The sequence below is a fragment of the Vibrio sp. 10N.247.311.14 genome, from assembly GCF_041467715.1.
GTDB lineage: Bacteria > Pseudomonadota > Gammaproteobacteria > Enterobacterales > Vibrionaceae > Vibrio > Vibrio crassostreae_C.
On sequence record NZ_JBFSVE010000055.1, the window covers coordinates 17562 to 37054 of the forward strand.

18 protein-coding genes, 2 tRNA genes and 1 riboswitch are annotated in these 19493 nt (G+C 45.6%); of the genes, 7 read left to right on the forward strand and 13 right to left on the reverse strand.

Translation table 11 applies throughout. The features are described from left to right. Window positions 1-133: 133 nt before the first annotated feature. The gene (gene tpx / locus AB6F11_RS17820) at window positions 134-631 is read left to right on the forward strand and encodes a thiol peroxidase (protein WP_048613238.1); all 498 of its coding nucleotides are present in this window, start codon (window positions 134-136) and stop codon (window positions 629-631) included. Between the two features lie 170 nt (window positions 632-801). Here tpx and uvrD read toward each other — a convergent pair whose 3' ends face one another. Then, on the reverse strand, window positions 802-2976 hold the full coding sequence (gene uvrD, locus AB6F11_RS17825; protein WP_048662853.1) for a DNA helicase II: 2175 nt from the start codon (window positions 2974-2976) through the stop codon (window positions 802-804). Window positions 2977-3240: 264 nt separating this feature from the next. Here uvrD and AB6F11_RS17830 point away from each other — a divergent pair, with 264 nt between their 5' ends. From AB6F11_RS17830 to AB6F11_RS17845, 4 genes are all read left to right on the forward strand, one after another. Then, entirely contained in the window at window positions 3241-3501 is a 261-nt protein-coding gene (locus tag AB6F11_RS17830) for a DUF2282 domain-containing protein (RefSeq protein WP_004736650.1), read from the forward strand. Window positions 3502-3565: 64 nt separating this feature from the next. Continuing rightward, entirely contained in the window at window positions 3566-4426 is an 861-nt protein-coding gene (locus AB6F11_RS17835) for a DUF692 domain-containing protein (RefSeq protein ID WP_102393437.1), read from the forward strand. Continuing rightward, window positions 4423-5190 carry a DNA-binding domain-containing protein gene (locus AB6F11_RS17840; RefSeq protein ID WP_102393436.1) on the forward strand — a complete coding sequence of 256 codons (768 nt, stop codon included), beginning with the start codon at window positions 4423-4425 and terminating at the stop codon, window positions 5188-5190. Before AB6F11_RS17835 ends, AB6F11_RS17840 begins: the two co-directional genes overlap by 4 nt. A gap of 1 nt (window position 5191) precedes the next feature. After that, a complete protein-coding gene (locus tag AB6F11_RS17845) occupies window positions 5192-5650 on the forward strand; it encodes a DoxX family protein (protein ID WP_102393435.1) in 459 nt (152 codons plus the stop codon). 99 nt (window positions 5651-5749) lie between these two features. On the opposite strand, the gene AB6F11_RS17850 is transcribed toward AB6F11_RS17845, so the two are convergent. Continuing rightward, window positions 5750-6031: a hypothetical protein gene (locus tag AB6F11_RS17850; protein WP_009848181.1), complete on the reverse strand. Its 282-nt coding sequence runs from the start codon at window positions 6029-6031 to the stop codon at window positions 5750-5752. A gap of 102 nt (window positions 6032-6133) precedes the next feature. Beyond that, window positions 6134-7333, reverse strand: coding sequence for a multidrug effflux MFS transporter (locus AB6F11_RS17855; RefSeq protein ID WP_198592377.1), 1200 nt, complete (start codon window positions 7331-7333; stop codon window positions 6134-6136). A 101-nt stretch (window positions 7334-7434) separates the two neighbouring features. On the opposite strand from AB6F11_RS17855, the gene AB6F11_RS17860 reads away from it, so the two are divergent. After that, entirely contained in the window at window positions 7435-8376 is a 942-nt protein-coding gene (locus AB6F11_RS17860; protein WP_017061320.1) for a LysR substrate-binding domain-containing protein, read from the forward strand. A 122-nt stretch (window positions 8377-8498) separates the two neighbouring features. Next, window positions 8499-10289: an aminopeptidase P family protein gene (locus AB6F11_RS17865; RefSeq protein ID WP_102393433.1), complete on the forward strand. Its 1791-nt coding sequence runs from the start codon at window positions 8499-8501 to the stop codon at window positions 10287-10289. Between the two features lie 156 nt (window positions 10290-10445). Here the strand turns inward: AB6F11_RS17865 and thiH are convergent, their stop codons facing one another. The 10 genes from thiH to AB6F11_RS17915 form a co-directional block, all read right to left on the reverse strand. Next, window positions 10446-11573: a 2-iminoacetate synthase ThiH gene (thiH, locus tag AB6F11_RS17870; protein WP_102394649.1), complete on the reverse strand. Its 1128-nt coding sequence runs from the start codon at window positions 11571-11573 to the stop codon at window positions 10446-10448. A gap of 7 nt (window positions 11574-11580) precedes the next feature. Next, entirely contained in the window at window positions 11581-12345 is a 765-nt protein-coding gene (locus AB6F11_RS17875; protein WP_102394648.1) for a thiazole synthase, read from the reverse strand. 2 nt (window positions 12346-12347) lie between these two features. Next, complete coding sequence (gene thiS, locus AB6F11_RS17880; RefSeq protein WP_048610390.1) at window positions 12348-12557, reverse strand: sulfur carrier protein ThiS; 210 nt, start codon at window positions 12555-12557, stop codon at window positions 12348-12350. Next, the gene (locus tag AB6F11_RS17885; protein ID WP_102394647.1) at window positions 12554-13336 is read right to left on the reverse strand and encodes a HesA/MoeB/ThiF family protein; all 783 of its coding nucleotides are present in this window, start codon (window positions 13334-13336) and stop codon (window positions 12554-12556) included. Before AB6F11_RS17885 ends, thiS begins: the two co-directional genes overlap by 4 nt. Further along, complete coding sequence (locus AB6F11_RS17890) at window positions 13326-14618, reverse strand: thiamine phosphate synthase (RefSeq protein ID WP_102394646.1); 1293 nt, start codon at window positions 14616-14618, stop codon at window positions 13326-13328. The genes AB6F11_RS17885 and AB6F11_RS17890 overlap by 11 nt, the downstream gene beginning before the upstream one ends. Next, window positions 14618-16567, reverse strand: coding sequence for a phosphomethylpyrimidine synthase ThiC (gene thiC, locus AB6F11_RS17895; protein ID WP_065606650.1), 1950 nt, complete (start codon window positions 16565-16567; stop codon window positions 14618-14620). Before thiC ends, AB6F11_RS17890 begins: the two co-directional genes overlap by 1 nt. A 129-nt stretch (window positions 16568-16696) precedes the next feature. Beyond that, window positions 16697-16795: riboswitch (TPP riboswitch) on the reverse strand. 62 nt (window positions 16796-16857) lie between these two features. Then, on the reverse strand, window positions 16858-17241 hold the full coding sequence (gene crcB, locus AB6F11_RS17900; protein ID WP_004736665.1) for a fluoride efflux transporter CrcB: 384 nt from the start codon (window positions 17239-17241) through the stop codon (window positions 16858-16860). A gap of 100 nt (window positions 17242-17341) precedes the next feature. Beyond that, window positions 17342-18724, reverse strand: coding sequence for a multicopper oxidase family protein (locus AB6F11_RS17905; RefSeq protein WP_102394645.1), 1383 nt, complete (start codon window positions 18722-18724; stop codon window positions 17342-17344). Between the two features lie 459 nt (window positions 18725-19183). Then, window positions 19184-19260: transfer RNA gene (locus tag AB6F11_RS17910), tRNA-Trp, on the reverse strand. Window positions 19261-19319: 59 nt separating this feature from the next. Continuing rightward, a tRNA-Asp gene (locus AB6F11_RS17915) sits at window positions 19320-19396 on the reverse strand. Window positions 19397-19493 lie beyond the last annotated feature (97 nt).

The window sequence follows — 19493 nt, forward strand, 5'->3', positions numbered from 1 at the left end:
TCAAGCAAATAAATCAAAGACCTTTGATTACAATTCTGACATTTAAAGCATTCACTTCTTAACCACTTCAGAGTAACGTAAGTCGAACTAGGCTCAACTAGTTTCATAACCATAATTAAACTAAGGACAATTCATGTCACACGTTACCTTCAAAGGCGCTGCTGTACCGCTAACAGGCACATTCCCACAAACTGGCGAACAAGCACCAAGCTTTGCACTTGCTGCAGGCGATCTTTCTGAACTGACTCTTGCTTCTCTTGAAGGCAAGAAAGTGGTTCTAAACATCTTCCCAAGCATCGACACCGCAACTTGTGCAACGAGCGTACGTACGTTCAACGCAAAAGCGGCTGAGCTTGAAAACACGGTTGTGGTTTGTATTTCTGCTGACCTACCGTTTGCTGCGGGTCGCTTCTGCGAATTAGAAGGTATTGAAGGCGTTCAACACGCTTCAACTTTCCGTTCTCCTGCGTTCGCATCAGACTACGGCGTAGCGATTGCTGAAGGTCCACTATCAGGTCTAACTACACGTGCAGTTGTGGTTGTTGATGAAAAAGGCGTGGTAACACACAGCGAGTTGGTTGCAGAGATCACTGAAGAACCAAACTACGAAGCGGCACTTGCAGCACTGTAAGTGTTCTTTCTGGGCAGAAATGCCTTAAGCTCGATTCAACCTATTTAGACTGGTTCCGAGCAATAAAAAGAGCAGCCATTGGCTGCTCCTTCTGTTTTTAATGTGGATTACTTTTAAATGCTGAACGATTTTTAAAGACCAAACGGCTTTCTAGATACTGAAGTAACGGATTACAGCTGTTCTAAACGCGCGTAAGCCGTCACTAACCACTTAATGCCTTCACCGTTAAACGCGACTTGAACTCGGCTTTGCGGGCCACTTCCCTCGAAGTTGATGATGGTACCTTCACCAAACTTAGGGTGCTTAACGCGAGAGCCTAAGCTAAAGCCTGTTTCGTTGAAATTCTCTTTCACGGCAGTTTGGCTAAAGCGACCGCTGCTTGCAGGACGGCTCACTTGCGCCTTCATACGTACTTCATCCAGACAGGTCTCTGGTAGTTCACGAATAAAGCGAGATGGTTTGTGGTACTTATCCTGGCCATACAATCGACGCATCTCTGCGTAAGTGATGTACAGCTTCTCCATCGCACGAGTCATGCCTACATAGCACAGGCGACGCTCTTCTTCTAAACGCCCCGCTTCTTCGGCCGACATCTGGCTTGGGAACATGCCTTCTTCGACACCCACCATGAACACCATTGGAAACTCTAGGCCTTTAGCACTGTGCAAAGTCATTAACTGAACCGCATCGTCAAACTCATCGGCCTGACCTTCACCCGCTTCCAAAGCTGCGTGAGTTAAGAACGCCGTCAGCATGCTCATCTCATCCGCTTCTTCCGGCTTTTCAAACTGGCGCGTTGCCGTTACCAATTCTTCCAAGTTCTCGATACGTGCCTTCGACTTCTCACCCTTCTCTTGCTCGTACATAGCAAACAGACCCGACGATTTAATCACGTGGTCGGTTTGTTCATGCAGGCTAAGTTCCAACGTGTCATCTTCAAGCGCATTAATCAGCTCGATAAAACGACTTAATGCGCCCGCAGCACGACCGGGTAGCACTTGCTCTTCTATCAAAGCAACACTGGCTTCCCACATGGTTGCACCACGATCACGAGCAGCAAGACGAATCGTTTCTAACGTTTTATCACCCAAGCCACGCGTTGGCGTGTTTACCACACGCTCAAACGCCGCATCATTACCGCGATTGCTCATTAGGCGCATGTAGCTCAAGGCGTCTCTAATTTCTTGACGCTCGAAGAATCGCATGCCGCCGTAAATTCGATAAGGTAGACCAGCTTGGATCAAAGCTTCTTCAAGAACACGCGATTGTGCGTTGTTACGATATAGCATTGCCGTATCTTCTAACGCACCGCCTTTCTCCTGCCACTCTTTGATTTTGCTAACCGTGAAACGCGCTTCATCTAACTCGTTATAAGCAGAGTAAACAGAGATTGGCTCGCCATCGTTGCCATCAGTCCACAGCTCTTTACCCATACGCTCGGTGTTGTTTGAGATAAGCTCATTCGACGCCTGAAGAATGGTTTTGGTTGAACGGTAGTTTTGTTCAAGTCGAACCGTTGAAGCGCCTGGAAATTCATCCAAGAACTTCTGAATATTTTCAATTTTAGCACCACGCCAGCCATAGATAGATTGGTCATCATCACCCACAATCATCACGCGACAATCCGGGCCAGCCATCATGCGCAGCCAAGCATATTGAATGTTGTTGGTATCTTGGAATTCGTCGACAAGAATGTGCTTAAAGCGAGCTTGGTAGTGCTCGCGGATGTGTTTCTTATCGCGCAATAGCTCATGCGATCTCAGCAAGATTTCCGCAAAGTCGACCAAACCAGCACGGTCACATGCTTCTTGGTAAGCAGAATAGATCTTTAACCACGTTTGAGTTATTGGATCATGGTAGGCGTCAATGTGACTTGGGCGTAACCCCTCGTCTTTCTTGCCATTGATCCACCAAGAAGCTTGCTTAGCAGGCCACTGCTTTTCATCGAGGTTTTGCGCCTTGATTAAGCGGCGTAGCAAACGAATCTGATCATCAGAATCAATGATCTGGAAATCTTCTGGCAGTTTTGCATCTAGATAGTGAGCACGAAGAATACGATGACAGATACCGTGGAAGGTGCCGTTCCACATACCTGACGAGCTGCCCATCATCAACTCTTCAATACGACCACGCATCTCTGCTGCCGCTTTGTTGGTGAAGGTAACCGACATAATAGAGAACGGTGATGCTTGCTCTACACTTTGCAACCAAGCGATACGATGCACCAACACTCGCGTTTTACCACTGCCAGCACCTGCCAGAATAAGTAGGTTTTCTAAAGGTGCCGCGACCGCCTCACGTTGTTTATCGTTTAGGCCATCGAGTAAAAGCGAAGGATCTATCATTGGATATGCTCACTACTGGGTATTTATACATAAAAGTTGATTATAACCTAAACACTAGGCTGCGTTTAGGATAATAAGAAGAAAAAACAATCAAAAATTAACATCATAAATTCAACAAGTTAAACAATAAAACATCATTAATATTGATAATTTTTATAATACCGTGAAATTATTTCCCGGTTGTTCCAATCCTTTTTAGTAAGCAAGTTAACAATCCATTAACCTGCGATATGAAAATACTATTAAGTCCTAGAGGGAATGACTATGAAAAATTCTAATCTTGCTGTTACAGCTGCAATCACAAGTGTACTAGCGTTCGGCGGTGCAGTTCTTACATCAGCACCTGCGGAAGCAGCAGCAAAAGAAAAATGCTACGGCGTGGCAAAAGCTGGCCAAAATGATTGTGCAACCAAAACAAGCTCATGTGCGGGTACAGCAAAAGAAGACAACCAATCCGATGCGTTCGTAGTCGTACCTAAAGGGCTATGTGGCAAATTATCAGGTGGTAACACTCAATCATCATAATTGAGCTGCTTAGTATGGTGAGCTGACATTCAGCTCACCTCCACTTCTTGTTAGGAGAATCGTTGTGACTCAAACTCTTCACCCCTACGCAGGGGTTGGCCTTAGAACACCGCACTTGGACTTCTTTAGCCAAAATCCAGCCTTAGTAAGTTGGTTAGAAGTTCACAGCGAGAACTACTTCTTAGCTCAATCACCGCAACGACAACAACTCAGAGAAATTCGTCACGCACACAACATCAGTTGTCACGGTGTTGGGTTGTCGCTAGGTTCTGTTGAGCGCATCAATCAACATCATCTTGTGCAATTAAAAGAGCTCATTGATGATATCGAACCCTTCTTGGTTTCCGATCATCTCAGCTGGAGTCAGACTGGTGGTCATTACTTCAATGACTTGTTACCGCTGCCTTATACCGAAGAAGCGCTAGAGGTTTTTTGTCGCAATGTCATCGAGGTGCAAGACAACCTGCAACGCCCTATGCTGATTGAGAACCCATCGAGCTACCTTGCCTTCAAGCATTCAACCATCCCTGAGTGGGAATTTTTAGCCGAGGTACAGAAGCGCACTGAGTGTCGCCTACTGCTCGATTTCAATAATATTTTTGTCTCATCTTTTAATCATGGCTTCAGCTGTGAAGAGTATCTAAGTGGAATACCAGCAGACAAAGTGGAAGAGATTCACTTGGCAGGTTTCACTAAGAAGAAACTCGAGCAAGGTGAGATCTGGATAGACACCCACAGCAAACCTGTTTGTGATGAAGTGTGGCAGCTGTACACCCAATGGATACAGCAACACGGTTTGCGCCATACCTTGATAGAGTGGGATTTAGATATCCCAGAGCCACAAGTTTTACTGTCTGAAGCAACCAAAGCCAGTGACATCTTATATCAACAAGACATCATCAACCAAAGGAGTCGCGCATCATGAGCTACTCCCTAGCTGATGTTCAATCAGAGTTTGCTAACGCCCTACGCTACCAAAACAGTGGTGAGCATTGCGACATAGTGAGCGACCATTTTACTGATGAACAGCGCATCCAGATTTATCGCAATAACTTCGTGATTAGCTTGAGCGAAGTACTCGCTGCAACCTACCCTCTCACTGAAATGCTGGTTGGTGAAGAGTGCTTCCAACAGATGGCTCGTCAACATGTCTTAAGTTATCCATCGACCTCTGGTGATGTCAGTGGTTACGGTGAACACTTTGAACAGACTATCCAAGCCTTTCCTGCCGTTATTGAGGCTGCACCTTATCTCGGTGAAGTGGCTTTGTATGAATGGCAGAAAGATAGCTTGGTAAGGTTTTCGTCACAAGCACATGTCGACCAGAGACCTCTTTCTTGCCTTGCAGATGTACCACAAGAGCAACAAGGCGCTTTAGTCTTTCATCTCAAAGATTCAATAACACTGATTCATTCTAGTTACACGATTATCGCGCTTGAACACGCCATCTATCAGCAGCAACTTGATGGGCTAGACATCAACCAAGCTGAATTTGGGGTGTTAATCCGAGCTGAGAATTCACAGGTTGAGAGCCATAGTTTGAGTGAAGAGAGCCACCAACTCCTCACTGAATTGCAATCAGGTCGAACACTCTCAGCAATCGATCCTTTATTACTACAACATCTGAATACTGTTATGGCGCTAAACGTCATCTCAGGTTTTTCAATCAATGCCGAATTGGAGGCATAACATGGATAACAACACAGTCACGAACATGATGGCTCAATACGACAGTTTGATTGAGAAATCACAGGCACTTTTTGTTCCTGTCCTACTTCTGTTTTGCCGCCTATGGGTGGCGTGGGTCTTCTTTAATTCTGGGTTAACCAAAATAGCAACTTGGGATAGCACTCTTTACTTGTTTGAGTTGGAATACCAAGTACCACTGCTACCTTGGGAATTAGCAGCTTACATGGGTACTGCCGCTGAGTTAATTCTGCCAGTGTTTTTAGCACTCGGTTTATTAACACGACCGATGGCCGCAGTGCTGTTCGTGTTCAACATCATAGCTGTCGTGTCTTACCCGGTGCTGTGGGAACAAGGTTTCTATGATCATCAGTTGTGGGGATTAATGATTCTTATCGTTGTCGTGTGGGGCGCAGGACCATTCTCACTTGATAGAGTTTTGAAAGCGCAGTTCAGGAATTAAAATAAGTTTTCACCTCTTTTGAACTGCTAAAGCTAAATGCTACAGCCCAAACGCAAGAAACCACTCAATTGAGTGGTTTCTTTTTTAACTGGGATAAGCTTACTTATTTAGAAAAGCTTGTAGCTCTTCAGCAGAGATGCCTTGCTCTGCAAGTTCTTTTGCCAATAGCTGAACCTGCTCACCCTTACGAGACTCTACCACACGCTGAAATTGGTAAATGATATCTCGCAAAGTATCGATTGGAACTTGTTTTGCCGCACTGCGAATACGCTCTTCACTTTGGTTGCCTAGCTCTTTAAGCAGTTTACCAAACATGACCTTTTCAGGTGCATCTTCCATTTGTTCTAAGACGCGCGCCATTTCGTAGGTTGTTAATGACATTACAGTATTTTCCGTTGGGGACTAACGTTTCAATGAGTGACAAATATACCATGTTTTAACGTTTCGAAAACCGCCATTTGTATATTTTGTCACCCTTGTAACTTATGCCTTAGCAAACGTCGTGTGCCAAGACTTACCCGCTTTGCTCGCAAGCACTAATAACGCAGGAACAATCAGGAACATTTGCAGAGCAATCATCACTTGCGACGTTAAATCAAGACGTTGCATGGTACCCACAAGAAGCCCTGAACCGCTCATTTGGAACAAGCCAAGCAGCGCAGCAGCTGTACCCGCACGGTCACCGAAAGGTTCTAGAGCTTTACCTGCCGCAGCACCAAGAATCCAAGCAAAGCCAACTGACGATAAGAAGATCGGTAGCATGAACGCGATTGGAGTAGCGTGCTCAGCAAGCACCAACATAATCACACCCGCTAAGCCCAGCGTCGAGATACCAACCACCAGTGCTTTATAGGTACCAAAACGGTCCATAAATTTAGGTGCAGTAAACGCAGCTGCAATGTTGATGGCCGCATTAACACCAAACCAGAAAGTAAACTCTTTCATGGTCAGGCCTAGGTTTTCCATCAACACAACTGGTGCAGAGGTTACATAAGCGAGGATAACCGCCATCGCCATCAGACACAAGGTTGCGTGGAAAAGGAATGATGGTGTTTTCAATACTGACCAGTATCGCTCAAGCTTGAATACCGCAACCTTTTCTGTCGCAGGGTTAGACTCTTTCATTTGTAAGAATAAGATAGTGCCAACAACGACAGCAAAGCCTGCCATAAAGCTAAAGTTCGAGCGCCAACCAAATTGATGTGTTAACCAAGCGCCAAGAATGGGTGCCAAAGCAGGAATAAAACAGATTGCACCATTAAGGTAGCTGATCATACGGCCACTCTTCTCTGGGCCAAATAGATCGCGAACCGTTGCAAAGGCTGCTACAGAAGTCGCACAAGCTCCTAAGCCTTGTAGCAGCCGAGCCATTAGCATCATATCAATCGATTGAGCTGCCCACGCCAAGCAAGCACTCAATGCATAGATACTAACACCTCCCAATGCAACGGTTCGACGTCCTAGCTTATCAGCCAAAGGGCCAGCAAATAATTGCCCGACACCCATGGCGAATAAAAACCAGGTAATCGTATCTTGTGCTAGTGCATGTTCCACGTGAAACGCTGTCGAAATTTGTGGCAGAGCTGGTAGGTAGATATCAATAGCCAGAGGGCTAAATAAAACCAACATTGCCAATAAAGCAACCTGCAGTTTACTAGGGGTTGGAAGCGCGTTAGAAGGCACAAGATTCTCCGAATGAGTTAATTTAGGTGCATAATAACCAACTAAAGATATGAACAAAAATGGCATATACTCATTAGCATTATTCCAAATAGGAAACTCATATGAATATTGAGAAACTATCGCGCCTCGACCTCAATCTATTAGTTTGCTTGCAGGTGCTGATGGAAGAGCTAAGTGTGACTCGCACCGCCCACCGATTGTGCCTAAGCCAGTCAGCGGTTAGTAAGTCATTGGCCAAACTTCGTGAGCAATTTAATGATCCCCTTTTCACGCGAAGTGCTCATGGTCTGCGACCAACACCAAAGGCGGTCTTTCTCAAACCTCGATTAGAAACGCTGATCAACCAACTTGATGTGCTCACCCAACCAGAGACCTTCATTCCCAACAACAGTGACCACAGTTTTCACATTGCGGCTGTTGAGAGCGTTTACCCACTTATTCTTCCCCACTTTTTACCAGCGATATTTCGACAAGCCCCTAAGGTGAATATCAACACCCACGCTTGGACGGAGCAAACCTTTAAGAAGCTGCAGCTCGGTGAGCTCGATATCGGACTCACAGGTAAAGACATCGACATCAACGACGCACGTTTAACTATGCTGCCGCCAGATGATATTTGCGAGCAAGAGATCTACCGTGACGCGCAGATGTGTGTGCTAAGACGCAACCACCCCGCTCTGAATGGCAAATGGGATCTGGAAACCTACCTTGCACAGCGTCATGTACAAGTAAGATGTGATGGTAACGATCGTTGGCTGCTCGACTATAAGCTTGCCGACCTTGGTCACCAACGTGATATCGCTATTTCTGTTCCAGACTTCAATAGCGCCGCAAGCCTATGTACCTACACCGACTTTGTGTTTACTGCACCAAGCCACTTTACTTACCTCGTCGCCAAGCAACTCGACTTAGTGGTTGTCCCTTTACCGATGGAATTCCCACCGATGGCATACACTCTGTTTTGGCACCGTGACAGAGAAAATGACCCAGCGTTAACTTGGCTACGAGATATCATCAAAGAAAAAACTCTGCACCTTAGATAAAAATGGCGTACAGCGTTTGCAGCAAACGAACAAAAGCGCTAGCTTATTGACCTAATAAGTCCCCTCGCATGTATATCGACTGTGAGTGTTAACAAGGACCCTAACAATAAGGATAAACACAGATGCACAATATCACTGCTGAACGCGTTGCTGCGGTTCGAGCTTGGCTTGAAACAAACAACCTAGATGCCGTTATCATTCCACATGAAGACGAATATCTAGGTGAATACGTTCCTGCTCATAACGAGCGACTTCACTGGTTAACAGGTTTCACTGGCTCTGCTGGTGCGGCAGTTATCACTCGTGAGAACGCTGCTATTTTTGTTGATGGTCGCTACACGGTTCAGGTTCGTAAGCAGGTACCAGCAGAGTTATTTGAGTATCGCCACCTTATTGAAGAGCCGGCTTTAGATTGGATCACCAGTTCTCTAGCACAAGGCAGCAAGGTTGCATTCGACCCACGCATGCACACTGCTGCTTGGTTGAAAGGCGCTCAAGCTAAACTGGCAGAGAAAGTTGAACTAACAACACTATCTTCGAATCCAATTGATGAGCTTTGGTCTGATCGTCCTGAGCCGGTGGTATCTGATGTTCGCTTAATGGCAACAGACGCAGTAGGCCAATCAAGTGAAAGCAAACGTGCGGAGATTGCTGGCTTACTAAAAGCCAAAGGTGCTGATGCCGCTATCCTTACGGAACTCGATTCGATCTGTTGGTTGCTTAACATTCGCGGCTTGGACGTATCTCGCCTACCTGTTGTGTTATCCAATGCGATCATCCACGCCGATGAAAGCGTCGACTTCTTCCTAGACCCAGCTCGTATTCCTACGGGCTTTGAAGCACACGTTGGCAATGGTATTCGCGTATCTCACCCATCAGAGCTTGAAGCACGCCTTCAATCTTTGGAAGGCAAAAATGTATCTGTCGATTCAGGTACCAGTAACGCTTGGTACACGCTGGTTCTACAAAACTCTGGTGCTCATATCATTGAAGCAGCAGACCCATGCCTAATGCCAAAAGCAGCAAAGAATGAAACTGAAATTGCCGGCATGAAAGCGTGTCACATTCGTGATGGTGTTGCGATGGCGAAGTTCCTATCTTGGATTGATGCAGAAGTCACGCAAGGTAATCTGCACAATGAAGCTGTGCTAGCAGACAAAGTTCAATCATTCCGCGAACAAGACCCAACGCTGATGGACCTAAGTTTTGACACGATTTCAGCAGCAGGCGGCAACGCAGCAATGTGTCACTACAACCACGAGAACCAACCTGAACCAGGTCAGTTAGAGATGAATACTCTTTACCTAGTCGATTCAGGCGGTCAGTACCTAGATGGTACAACCGACATCACTCGAACTATCGCGATTGGCCAGCCAAGCGACGAAATGATCCAGCAGTTCACGTTAGCGCTTAAAGGTCACATCGGTATCGCGCGTGCACGTTTCCCACAGGGTACTCGTGGTTTCCAACTTGATATTCTAGCTCGCCAACACTTATGGGCAGAAGGCTTCGACTACGACCACGGTACTGGTCACGGTGTTGGTCATTTCCTAAGTGTTCATGAAGGTCCGCAAAGCATCTCTAAGAAGCTAATCGATGTACCTCTTGTTGAAGGCATGGTGTTATCAAACGAGCCGGGCTACTACCGTGCTGATGAATTTGGTATCCGTATCGAAAACCTAGAACTGGTGGTTGAGCTGCCAACTCAAGGTGACTTCTCAGTACTAACGTTTGAGTCGCTAACACGTTGCCCTATCGATAAGCGCAACATCAACGTCGATTTACTGACACGACCTGAACTTGCATGGCTTAATGATTACCACCAGAAAGTATGGAACGATGTTAGCCCATTAGTTGAAGGTGATACATTGGAATGGTTACGCCAATCAACCACTCCACTTGCTCATGCTTAATGCTTAATGCTTAATGCTTAATGCTTAATGCTTAATGCTTAATGCTTAGCTAATTCAAACTTAATGAAATGAAAAACGGCCACCTTAGGGTAGCCGTTTTTATTTGTCGATTTAACTTCGTCGATGTTTCACGTGGAACATAAATCTGCGTGTTCGCTAACCAGAGTAAGCACTGTGCCAGTCTCTCCACACAGGATCAAAACCACGTTGACGAATCATTGACTCAACATCGGCAGCACTTCGCCCATCACTTATTTCAAATTGCTCGAGTTCTTCTTCATCAGAAGCATAACCACCAGGCTGGGTTTTAGACGCAGCCGACATACTGGTGATTCCCAAAGGCAACACGTTATCGCGGAAAGTTGCCGATTCACGGGTCGAAAGGGATAACTCGACCTCAGGATTCAAGAGTCGATATGCGCAGATAAGCTGAACCAGCTGTTTATCGTTCATGATTGATTTAGGCTGTAATCCACCACCAGAGTCTCCACCCTCACAAGGACGAAGACGTGGGAATGAAATTGAGTAACGTGTTTGCCAATAAGTACGCTCTAAGTAATCTAAGTGAGCAGCAACAAAAAAGCAGTCGTTTCGCCAATCTTCCAATCCAATCAAAGCGCCAATACCTATCTTATCTATCCCCGCCTTTGCTAGGCGATCTGGGGTTTCAAGACGGTATTCAAAATCCATTTTATTGCCACGTAGATGGTGCTCAGCGTAAGTTCTTGGCTGATAAGTCTCTTGGTAAACCATAACAGCATCTAGGCCGAGAGTTTTAAGCTCTGCGTAATCATTTTGATCAAGCGGCTGTACTTCCATCGCAAGGTAGTTAAATTGCTTTTTTATATTCGGCAACACCTGTCGAAAGTAATTCATCCCGACCTTAGTTTCATGTTCACCGGTGACCAACAAAACGCTATCGAACTTCATCTTTTTGATAGCCGCACTTTCGGCATCAATTTCATCCAAAGTAAGCGTGCGGCGCTTGATACGGTTCTCCATTGAGAAACCACAATACGTGCACGCATTCGCACATAGGTTCGAGAGGTACAATGGAATATACAGCGACATTGTATTACCAAATCGCTTACGAGTTAGCGCCAACGATTGTTGTGCCATCTGCTCTAAGTAAGGTTCTGCCGCCGGAGAGATCAGAGCCTTAAAGTCTTCCAAGTCGCGTTTAGGTTTACTCAGAGCGCGCTCAACATCCGCTGCCGTTTTACTCAAGATGGACATACCAATGTCATCCCAGTTGAGCTGTTTAAATCGATCAACAAACGTCATAAGGACACTACTCGTCTAGGAATGAAGTTAGCGGACTAGAAGCAACCGCATGAGACACCTGTCCAGCAAGACCAGAAAGGTAAGCCATACGGCCAGCTTCAACTGCCAGTTTAAAAGCAATCGCCATATCAACGGGTTGTTGAGAAGCCGCAATTGCAGTATTAACTAACACGGCATCCGCGCCCATTTCCATTGCACGAGCAGCATGAGATGGCGCACCAATACCAGCGTCAACAATCACAGGGACGTTCGCTTGGTCGATAATGATCTCTAAGAAATCTGCCGAAGCGATACCTTTATTTGAACCAATCGGCGCACCTAGCGGCATAACCGCAGCGCAACCCACCTCTTCCAAGCGTTTACACAATACTGGATCGGCATGACAGTAAGGCAACACAACAAAACCATCTTTAACCAGTTGCTCAGCAGCTTTAAGCGTCTCAATTGGGTCTGGCATCAAGTACTTTGGATCTGGGTGAATTTCCAGTTTAAGCCAGTTTGTGCCTAGCGCTTCACGAGCCAAATGCGCAGCAAAGACGGCATCTTTTGCATTCTTCGCCCCAGAGGTATTCGGTAGCAAGTTCACGCCAGCATCAATGATTGGTTGTAAAATGTCGTCTTGCTCAGAGCGAATATCGACTCTCTTCAACGCCATGGTTGCCAGTTGCGAACCTGAAGCTTCAATAGCACTCGCCATCAAATGCTTGTTTGCGAACTTCCCGGTTCCAGTGAAGAGTCGTGATTGAAACGTTTTATCAGCGATAGTTAACATGGTTAGCCTCCTGCAATGGCTTGGAAAAGAGAAATAGCATCGCCTTCATTGACGACAGTTTGTTGCCACTGGCTGCGCGGGACAACCGCATTATTGATTGCAAATACACAACCTAGATCAGGTAATGAGAGCGCTTGGATGATATCCGCTAGAGACGACGATTGTGCGACCTGTTCTGGTTGCTCATTGATAGAGATCGTTATATTGCTCATTGGGTTTCTTCTTCTAAATAGTTAACTGTAGATTTGCAGCAAACGGGGCATTCACTATCTTGAGTGACACTTAAGTTTTGCCAGTTCATCGTCTGGCCATCAAACAGTTTGAGTTGATGTGTTGCAACTTGGAACTCGCCAGTGCTAAGGCGTTGAATAGCAGCCAGTGCTTGGAGGTTACCTATAGTGCCAACGACTGGGCCGATGATGCCGCTATCGCTACAACGTGTCGTTTGTGGATGATGACTGAACGGGAACAAACAGTGATAGCACCCTTTCTGCTTCTGATAATCAAAAACAATAAACTGACCTTTCCAGCCGATCGCAGAACCAGAAATCAAAGGCGTACTACTGCCGAAACATGCTTGGTTAACCTGTTGGCGTGACTCAAAGTTATCAGTACAATCCAACACCAAATCAGCGAGCATCACCTCAAGCTCAAGCTGGCTTTGAGTCATTCGCTTATTGATGGTTCTCACTTGGCTTCGACCATTAAGCTCGCTCAGTTGTTGCTTCAGAGCTTCAACCTTAGGTGAACCTAACTGACTTTCCTTGAACGCTACCTGTCGTTGCAGGTTAGACGAATCCACACAGTCATCATCAACCAATACTATTTTCCCGATACCGGAAGCCGCAAGATAGAGAGCTGCTGCATTGCCTAAGCCACCACAACCGATGACCAACACATGGCTGTCTAATAAATTTCGTTGCCCTTGCTCACCCACTTCAGGTAGTGCGAGTTGTCGTTGATAACGAATGAATTCGAAATCACTCAGCATGACTTAGCTCCTGAGTTACCTCATTAGCAGCACTTGTAGAACTGTCAGCCATTAATGCTTCGAAGAACTCAATCACTTGTTTTGGGTCTTCGGCTAACGTAATCGCACGCACAACAGCAAGGCTCGATACCCCACACCTCCACACCTGTGCAGCAGTCGACTGGTCAATTCCACCAATCGCAACCGTCGGATAACCGGTCAGTTCTTCTGTGTATGGGATAGTATCAATCAGCTGCTGATAGAGAGATAAACGCACAAGCCCTTGAGGCTTCGATGGCATCTGCTTAGTGGTGGTTGGGAAAATATGCCCCAGCGCAATATAACTTGGGTTGATTTGCACAATACGTAGCAACTCGTAATAACCATGAGTCGATAGACCGATCTTAATACCAGCTTGGCTCAGTTGAGATAGGTTGGATTCTTCGATGTCCTCTTGACCTAAATGAACACCAAAAGCATCATGCTTGAGTGCTAATTGCCAATAGTCATTGATAAAAACCTGAGCGTTATACTCACGACCAAGCTCGATAGATCGTGCGACTTGTTGTTCTAAATCCGCTTGCTGTGGATTCTTAATACGTAGTTGGACAGTGTTGATTCCAAGCTTGAGCAATCTTTCGATCCACTCAACATCATCAACTACTGGGTATAAACCGAGGCTACTCTTACTCAACTCAGGAAAAGAAAGTGATGTCCCTTGGTTAGCCCAACCTACGCTTATGTCCAATCGTTGATCTTCAAGAGCTGGAATTGGAAAGTTTTGGTAATGTGCTGGCCATGTTCCACGTGAAACATTGGACGCTGCGCGAGCTAAAACTAGTGCGTCTTCTAATGGGAATTCCAGCGCCAACAAAGTAAGTAACCAAGCAAAGTGGCCGCGATCATCTAACTCCTGATGAACTGTAGTGTCATTCTTGATGACACGATTAGCATCTAGGTGTGACCAGATATCCAGTACAGCTGAATCATCTGAGACACCGATATAGATGGTATTCGGAGTTTCTGTAAAGGCATCACAAACGTCAGTTAACGCGACTGAATTACTGTAATCAACAACATGGTTCAGTTCCGCTAACTTACACTCTGCCAATGAATCAACATCATGAGCGAAGCCAATAGATAACGCCTGCTGAGAATCAACGATAGAGAAGTATTGAGTTGGGCTTACACCCAAATCAACCGCATCAGTTGCCAAGCCTTGTCGCTTAGCAACCAATAGACAGTTCTGCACCTCTCCCGTTAACTCAATATTTTGAGATGGGATGAGTATCTTCACTGTCATTATTCCTCTAATTGAGCTTCTTTTGCGGCTACTGCAGGATGATAAAGTTCAGAGCCAGTATCACGGAACTCTTGTGATTTTTGACGCATCCCTTCCAACGGGTTATCTAGCATCTTAATCTCGATAGCCTGATCCGCGGCTACTTGTTCGGTGTCTTTCGCATACTCTCGAACTTCTTGAGAAATCTTCATCGAGCAGAATTTAGGTCCACACATTGAGCAGAAGTGAGCAACCTTGCCCGACTCTTGTGGCAGAGTTTCATCATGGAAAGAACGGGCTGTTTCTGGATCTAAAGCTAGATTAAATTGGTCTTCCCAACGGAATTCAAAACGAGCTTTAGATAATGCATTATCTCGGATTTGTGCGCCCGGATGCCCTTTTGCCAAGTCTGCTGCATGTGCTGCCAGCTTGTAAGTAATCAAGCCAGTCTTCACATCTTCTTTATTTGGTAAGCCCAAATGCTCTTTAGGTGTTACATAACAAAGCATCGCACAGCCGTACCAACCAATCATCGCCGCGCCAATACCAGAGGTAATGTGGTCATAACCCGGTGCAATATCAGTGGTCAGCGGGCCTAACGTATAGAAAGGCGCTTCATGGCAGTGCTCTAACTGCTCATCCATGTTCTCTTTAATAAGATGCATAGGTACATGTCCAGGACCTTCAATGATCACCTGAACATCGTATTCCCAAGCCACTTTAGTTAACTCACCTAGAGTACGTAACTCCGAGAACTGAGCCTCATCATTGGCATCTGCAATAGAGCCAGGACGTAGGCCGTCACCTAGTGACAAAGCCACATCGTACTTCGCACAGATCTCACAGATCTCGCGGAAGTGTGTGTATAGGAAGCTTTCTTGGTGATGTGCAAGACACCATTTCGCGATAATAGAGCCACCACGAGAAACAATACCTGTCACACGCTTAGCCGTCATTGGTACGTAACGAAGCAGTAAGCCTGCGTGGATAGTGAAGTAATCAACACCCTGCTCTGCTTGTTCAATCAAGGTATCACGCATTACTTCCCAGTTAAGGTCTTCCGCAACGCCATTCACTTTTTCAAGCGCCTGATACATGGGAACCGTACCAATTGGTACTGGGCTATTACGTAGGATCCATTCGCGAGTCTCGTGGATATTACGGCCGGTGGAAAGGTCCATCACGGTATCGCCACCCCAGCGAGTCGACCAGACTAGCTTCTCAACTTCTTCTTCAATCGAAGAGCTTACTGAAGAGTTACCGATATTGGCGTTCACCTTCACTAAGAAGTTTCTACCAATAATCATCGGTTCTGATTCTGGGTGGTTAATGTTTGAAGGGATAATAGCTCGACCTTCAGCAACCTCTTTACGCACGAACTCAGGAGTGATCTCTTTCGGTAGGTTTGCGCCAAAATTATGGCCAGGGTGTTGATGGTTAAGCTGCTCATCAGCGAACTTCTGACGTCCCATGTTCTCACGTATGGCAATGTACTCCATTTCAGGTGTGATAATACCCTGACGAGCATAGTGCAACTGAGTAACACATTGGTTGTCTGTTGCGCGACGAATTCTAGGCAGGTTGCCGTAGCGAAGGTCGTCTAGAGTTTCATCTTCTAAACGTTCTTTGGTGTAAACAGAGCTTACGTCGTCTAACAGTTCCGTATCACCACGCTCTTCAATCCATTGCTCTCGCAACTTAGGAAGACCGCTATACAGGTCTATTTGATGTGTAGGGTCTGTGTAAACACCTGAGGTATCGTAAACTTGAATGGGTACATTAGGTTCGAATACAGGCTCTTTTTTGGTACCACCAACAAGGCTATCAGCGAGTGATATTTCTCGGACAGGGACTTGAATGTCCTCTCGAGATCCTTGGATGTAAGCTTTTTTTGAGTTTGGATAGGGTTGTACGGATAAAGAATCAATGAAATTCTTCGCTTCCAGTCTTGCTTGTTTACGAGTCGACATAGCATTTTTCCTTGGCTTTTAGCCATTATTTATAGGGATAAAAATGCTTGACGGATTAGATGCTACAAGAGGGATCACGGTAAGAAATACAGTTGTGATCTGGAGATAGATCTCTAGAAGGATTCTAGTTAGATATCTACTCTTGTTCCCTTCGCAGGTATTAGCCTGATCAGGTTCAACGGATCCCGAGTTAACGGTCTCAGCCATATGGCACTCCGACAAGTTCGATCGAGTATATAAAAACGGCTTGGATAAACCAAGCCGAGTTGTTAACAAATCGTAAGAAAGTTTTAAGACTTTATCAAAAGTTGGAAGCCGATCCATGCGGCTGAAATACTGAGTACCACGTTGAGTAGCACATTGAGTCCCATCTTAAAGAAAGCGCCCTGCTGCATAAGAAGTACGTTATCCATAGAAAACGTAGAAAATGTAGTCAGTGCTCCTAGGAAACCAAGACCGATAATTTGTCTCCACGGTTCCGTCGCGACCATCTCGTTTTCAAACGCGGCGATGAGCAATCCCATAATCAAAGAGCCAATCACGTTAACGGTCAGCGTACCGTAAGGAAAACCACGTCCTAACATCACAACGCATAACTCTGAAATCAAGTAACGTGAACAAGCACCAAACGCGCCACCGATGGCGATAAAACCTAGAATAGATAACTGACCCATGAATCCTCCCAAACAATAATCCCTATATTCTAGCTTTAACGCCGATAAAAGCGAGGGTAGAAACTAAGAATGCATGCGCAAATATTAAACGTTACAGGTGTCACTTAACTTCAATGTATCCCATTAAACCCGTTTTCATGTGTTCTATAACATGACAGTGGTACATCCAGCGTCCAGGGTTATCTGCAACAAATGCAGCTTTAGCTCGGCCGTTTTTTCCAAGTAACACTGTATCAGTATGGAAAGGCTCTTCAACTTTCTTCCCATCAAGTTCCAATACAGTGAATGTATGACCGTGAATATGGATCGGGTGATGGTATTGGGTGACGTTCTTTAGATCGAATATGTAAGTCTTACCTAACTCTAAAGTCGTCAACGGTTCAGGAATATTGTCTTTGCTCATTCCTTCCCATGCTCTTTTATTAGTAAGCCAAAACTTAGGCATCGATTTCCCATCTTTAGAAACTGGTGATACCGCACCTTCCCACTCGAACACAAAATCGATCTCTTCAGCATTAGCAAGATCTAGATTAGGTACAGGGTTAAGAGACAACAATGGCAATAAACGCCCTTCAGTAAGGGGGGAATCTACTACCTCTAACTCACATAAAGAGAAAGGAAAGCGGCCCTTCATTTGAAGAACATTAACTCGCTCGCCTACTTTGGGCGCTATCAGTCCAATATCCACGCGCATCCCTGGGCCGATTTTATGTTGAGTCAGTTTATATGGCGTCTTTACAGGATTACCATCAATGGCAATCACCCATGCCTCAGCCCCTTCGATAGCAATAGGATAAGTGATCGTATTATCGACATTCGCGATACGCAGTCGAGTCGTTGCATGCTGCTTTAATTGGTATACAGGTTCATGAACACCATTGACGCTACTCCACTCTCCTGGAGTACCCATACGAGCACTTAGTCGTGGAATCATTAAGTCTTTCCATTGACCTTGCTTGTCGATATGCCAATGCTTAAGCATCAGTGCGTGTTCTTCATCAAACTGTACTGGGATGCTCTCCTCAACGATAATTAGACCAACCAAGCCCATACCAAGCTGTTTAACACTGTTCATATGTGGGTGATACCAAAACGTACCAGCATCTGGTGGCGTAAATTCATAAATGAATGTTTCACCAGGCATGATCGGTGGTTGACTTAAGAAGGGAACACCGTCCATTTCGATAGGAATTCTTAAACCATGCCAATGAATAGTCGTCGGCTCTGATAGCTTATTCGTAAAGCGGATCGTGACCTTTTCACCCTGTCGACATCGAATCGTTGGCGCTGGAATCTGACCATTAAGGCCCAGAATATCAGTCTCAAACCCAGTCACGAGTTCAGCGGTTGAAGGCTCTGCCGTTAGGTCATAAACATACTTGCCTTGCTCATCAACTGACTGGTTAATTGAGCAAGCGGGTAGAACAGTGAGTGCTGATATAGCGAGAGATGATTGAATAAACTTACGACGGGAGATATCCATATTTGTTGCCTTTTAGTAATAACGACCAAAATGTAACAAATTATTGAGAACAATTCTCATAAAGAAGTGTGGATTGTGCTGTTGATTGTTTATAAAAGAGGCTGGGATAAGTGAGCACTTACCTTTCTAAGGTCAAATATAATCTAAGGTAAGAAATATCAGCTTAAATATTCCACATATAGAAAGCTAAAAGACCTCCCCCTTCGACTAGCTATTCAGATATTAAGGAAGCATTATGGTTCTAATATCAGCATATCCAAACTAGAAGAATTAAGTGAAACCATTAATAAGTAAAAGCTAGTAAAAAGGCTCCAACATTTCTGCCGGGACGCGTAGTCTGGAGCCTTATATATGACAGGGGTGGACTGAGCCGGCAGGCTGGCATTCCAGCTCACGACATTGCTTCGTAGAAGCAATAGATGCAAAAAAGCCTCAGCATTTCTGCTGAGGCTTCGTATATGGCAGGGGTGGAGAGATTCGAACTCCCAACACGCGGATTTGGAATCCGCTGCTCTGCCAATTGGAGCTACACCCCTAAAACTTTCATTACTTCAGATTCGAAAAAACCTCGCACTAGGCGAGGTTATCGAATAAGTGGCGGAGTGGACGGGACTCGAACCCGCGACCCCCGGCGTGACAGGCCGGTATTCTAACCAACTGAACTACCACTCCGCAGTGGAATACTTGTCGTCGCTGACAAGTGTTCAAATTTAAAGCCTGGCGATGTCCTACTCTCACATGGGGAAGCCCCACACTACCATCGGCGCTA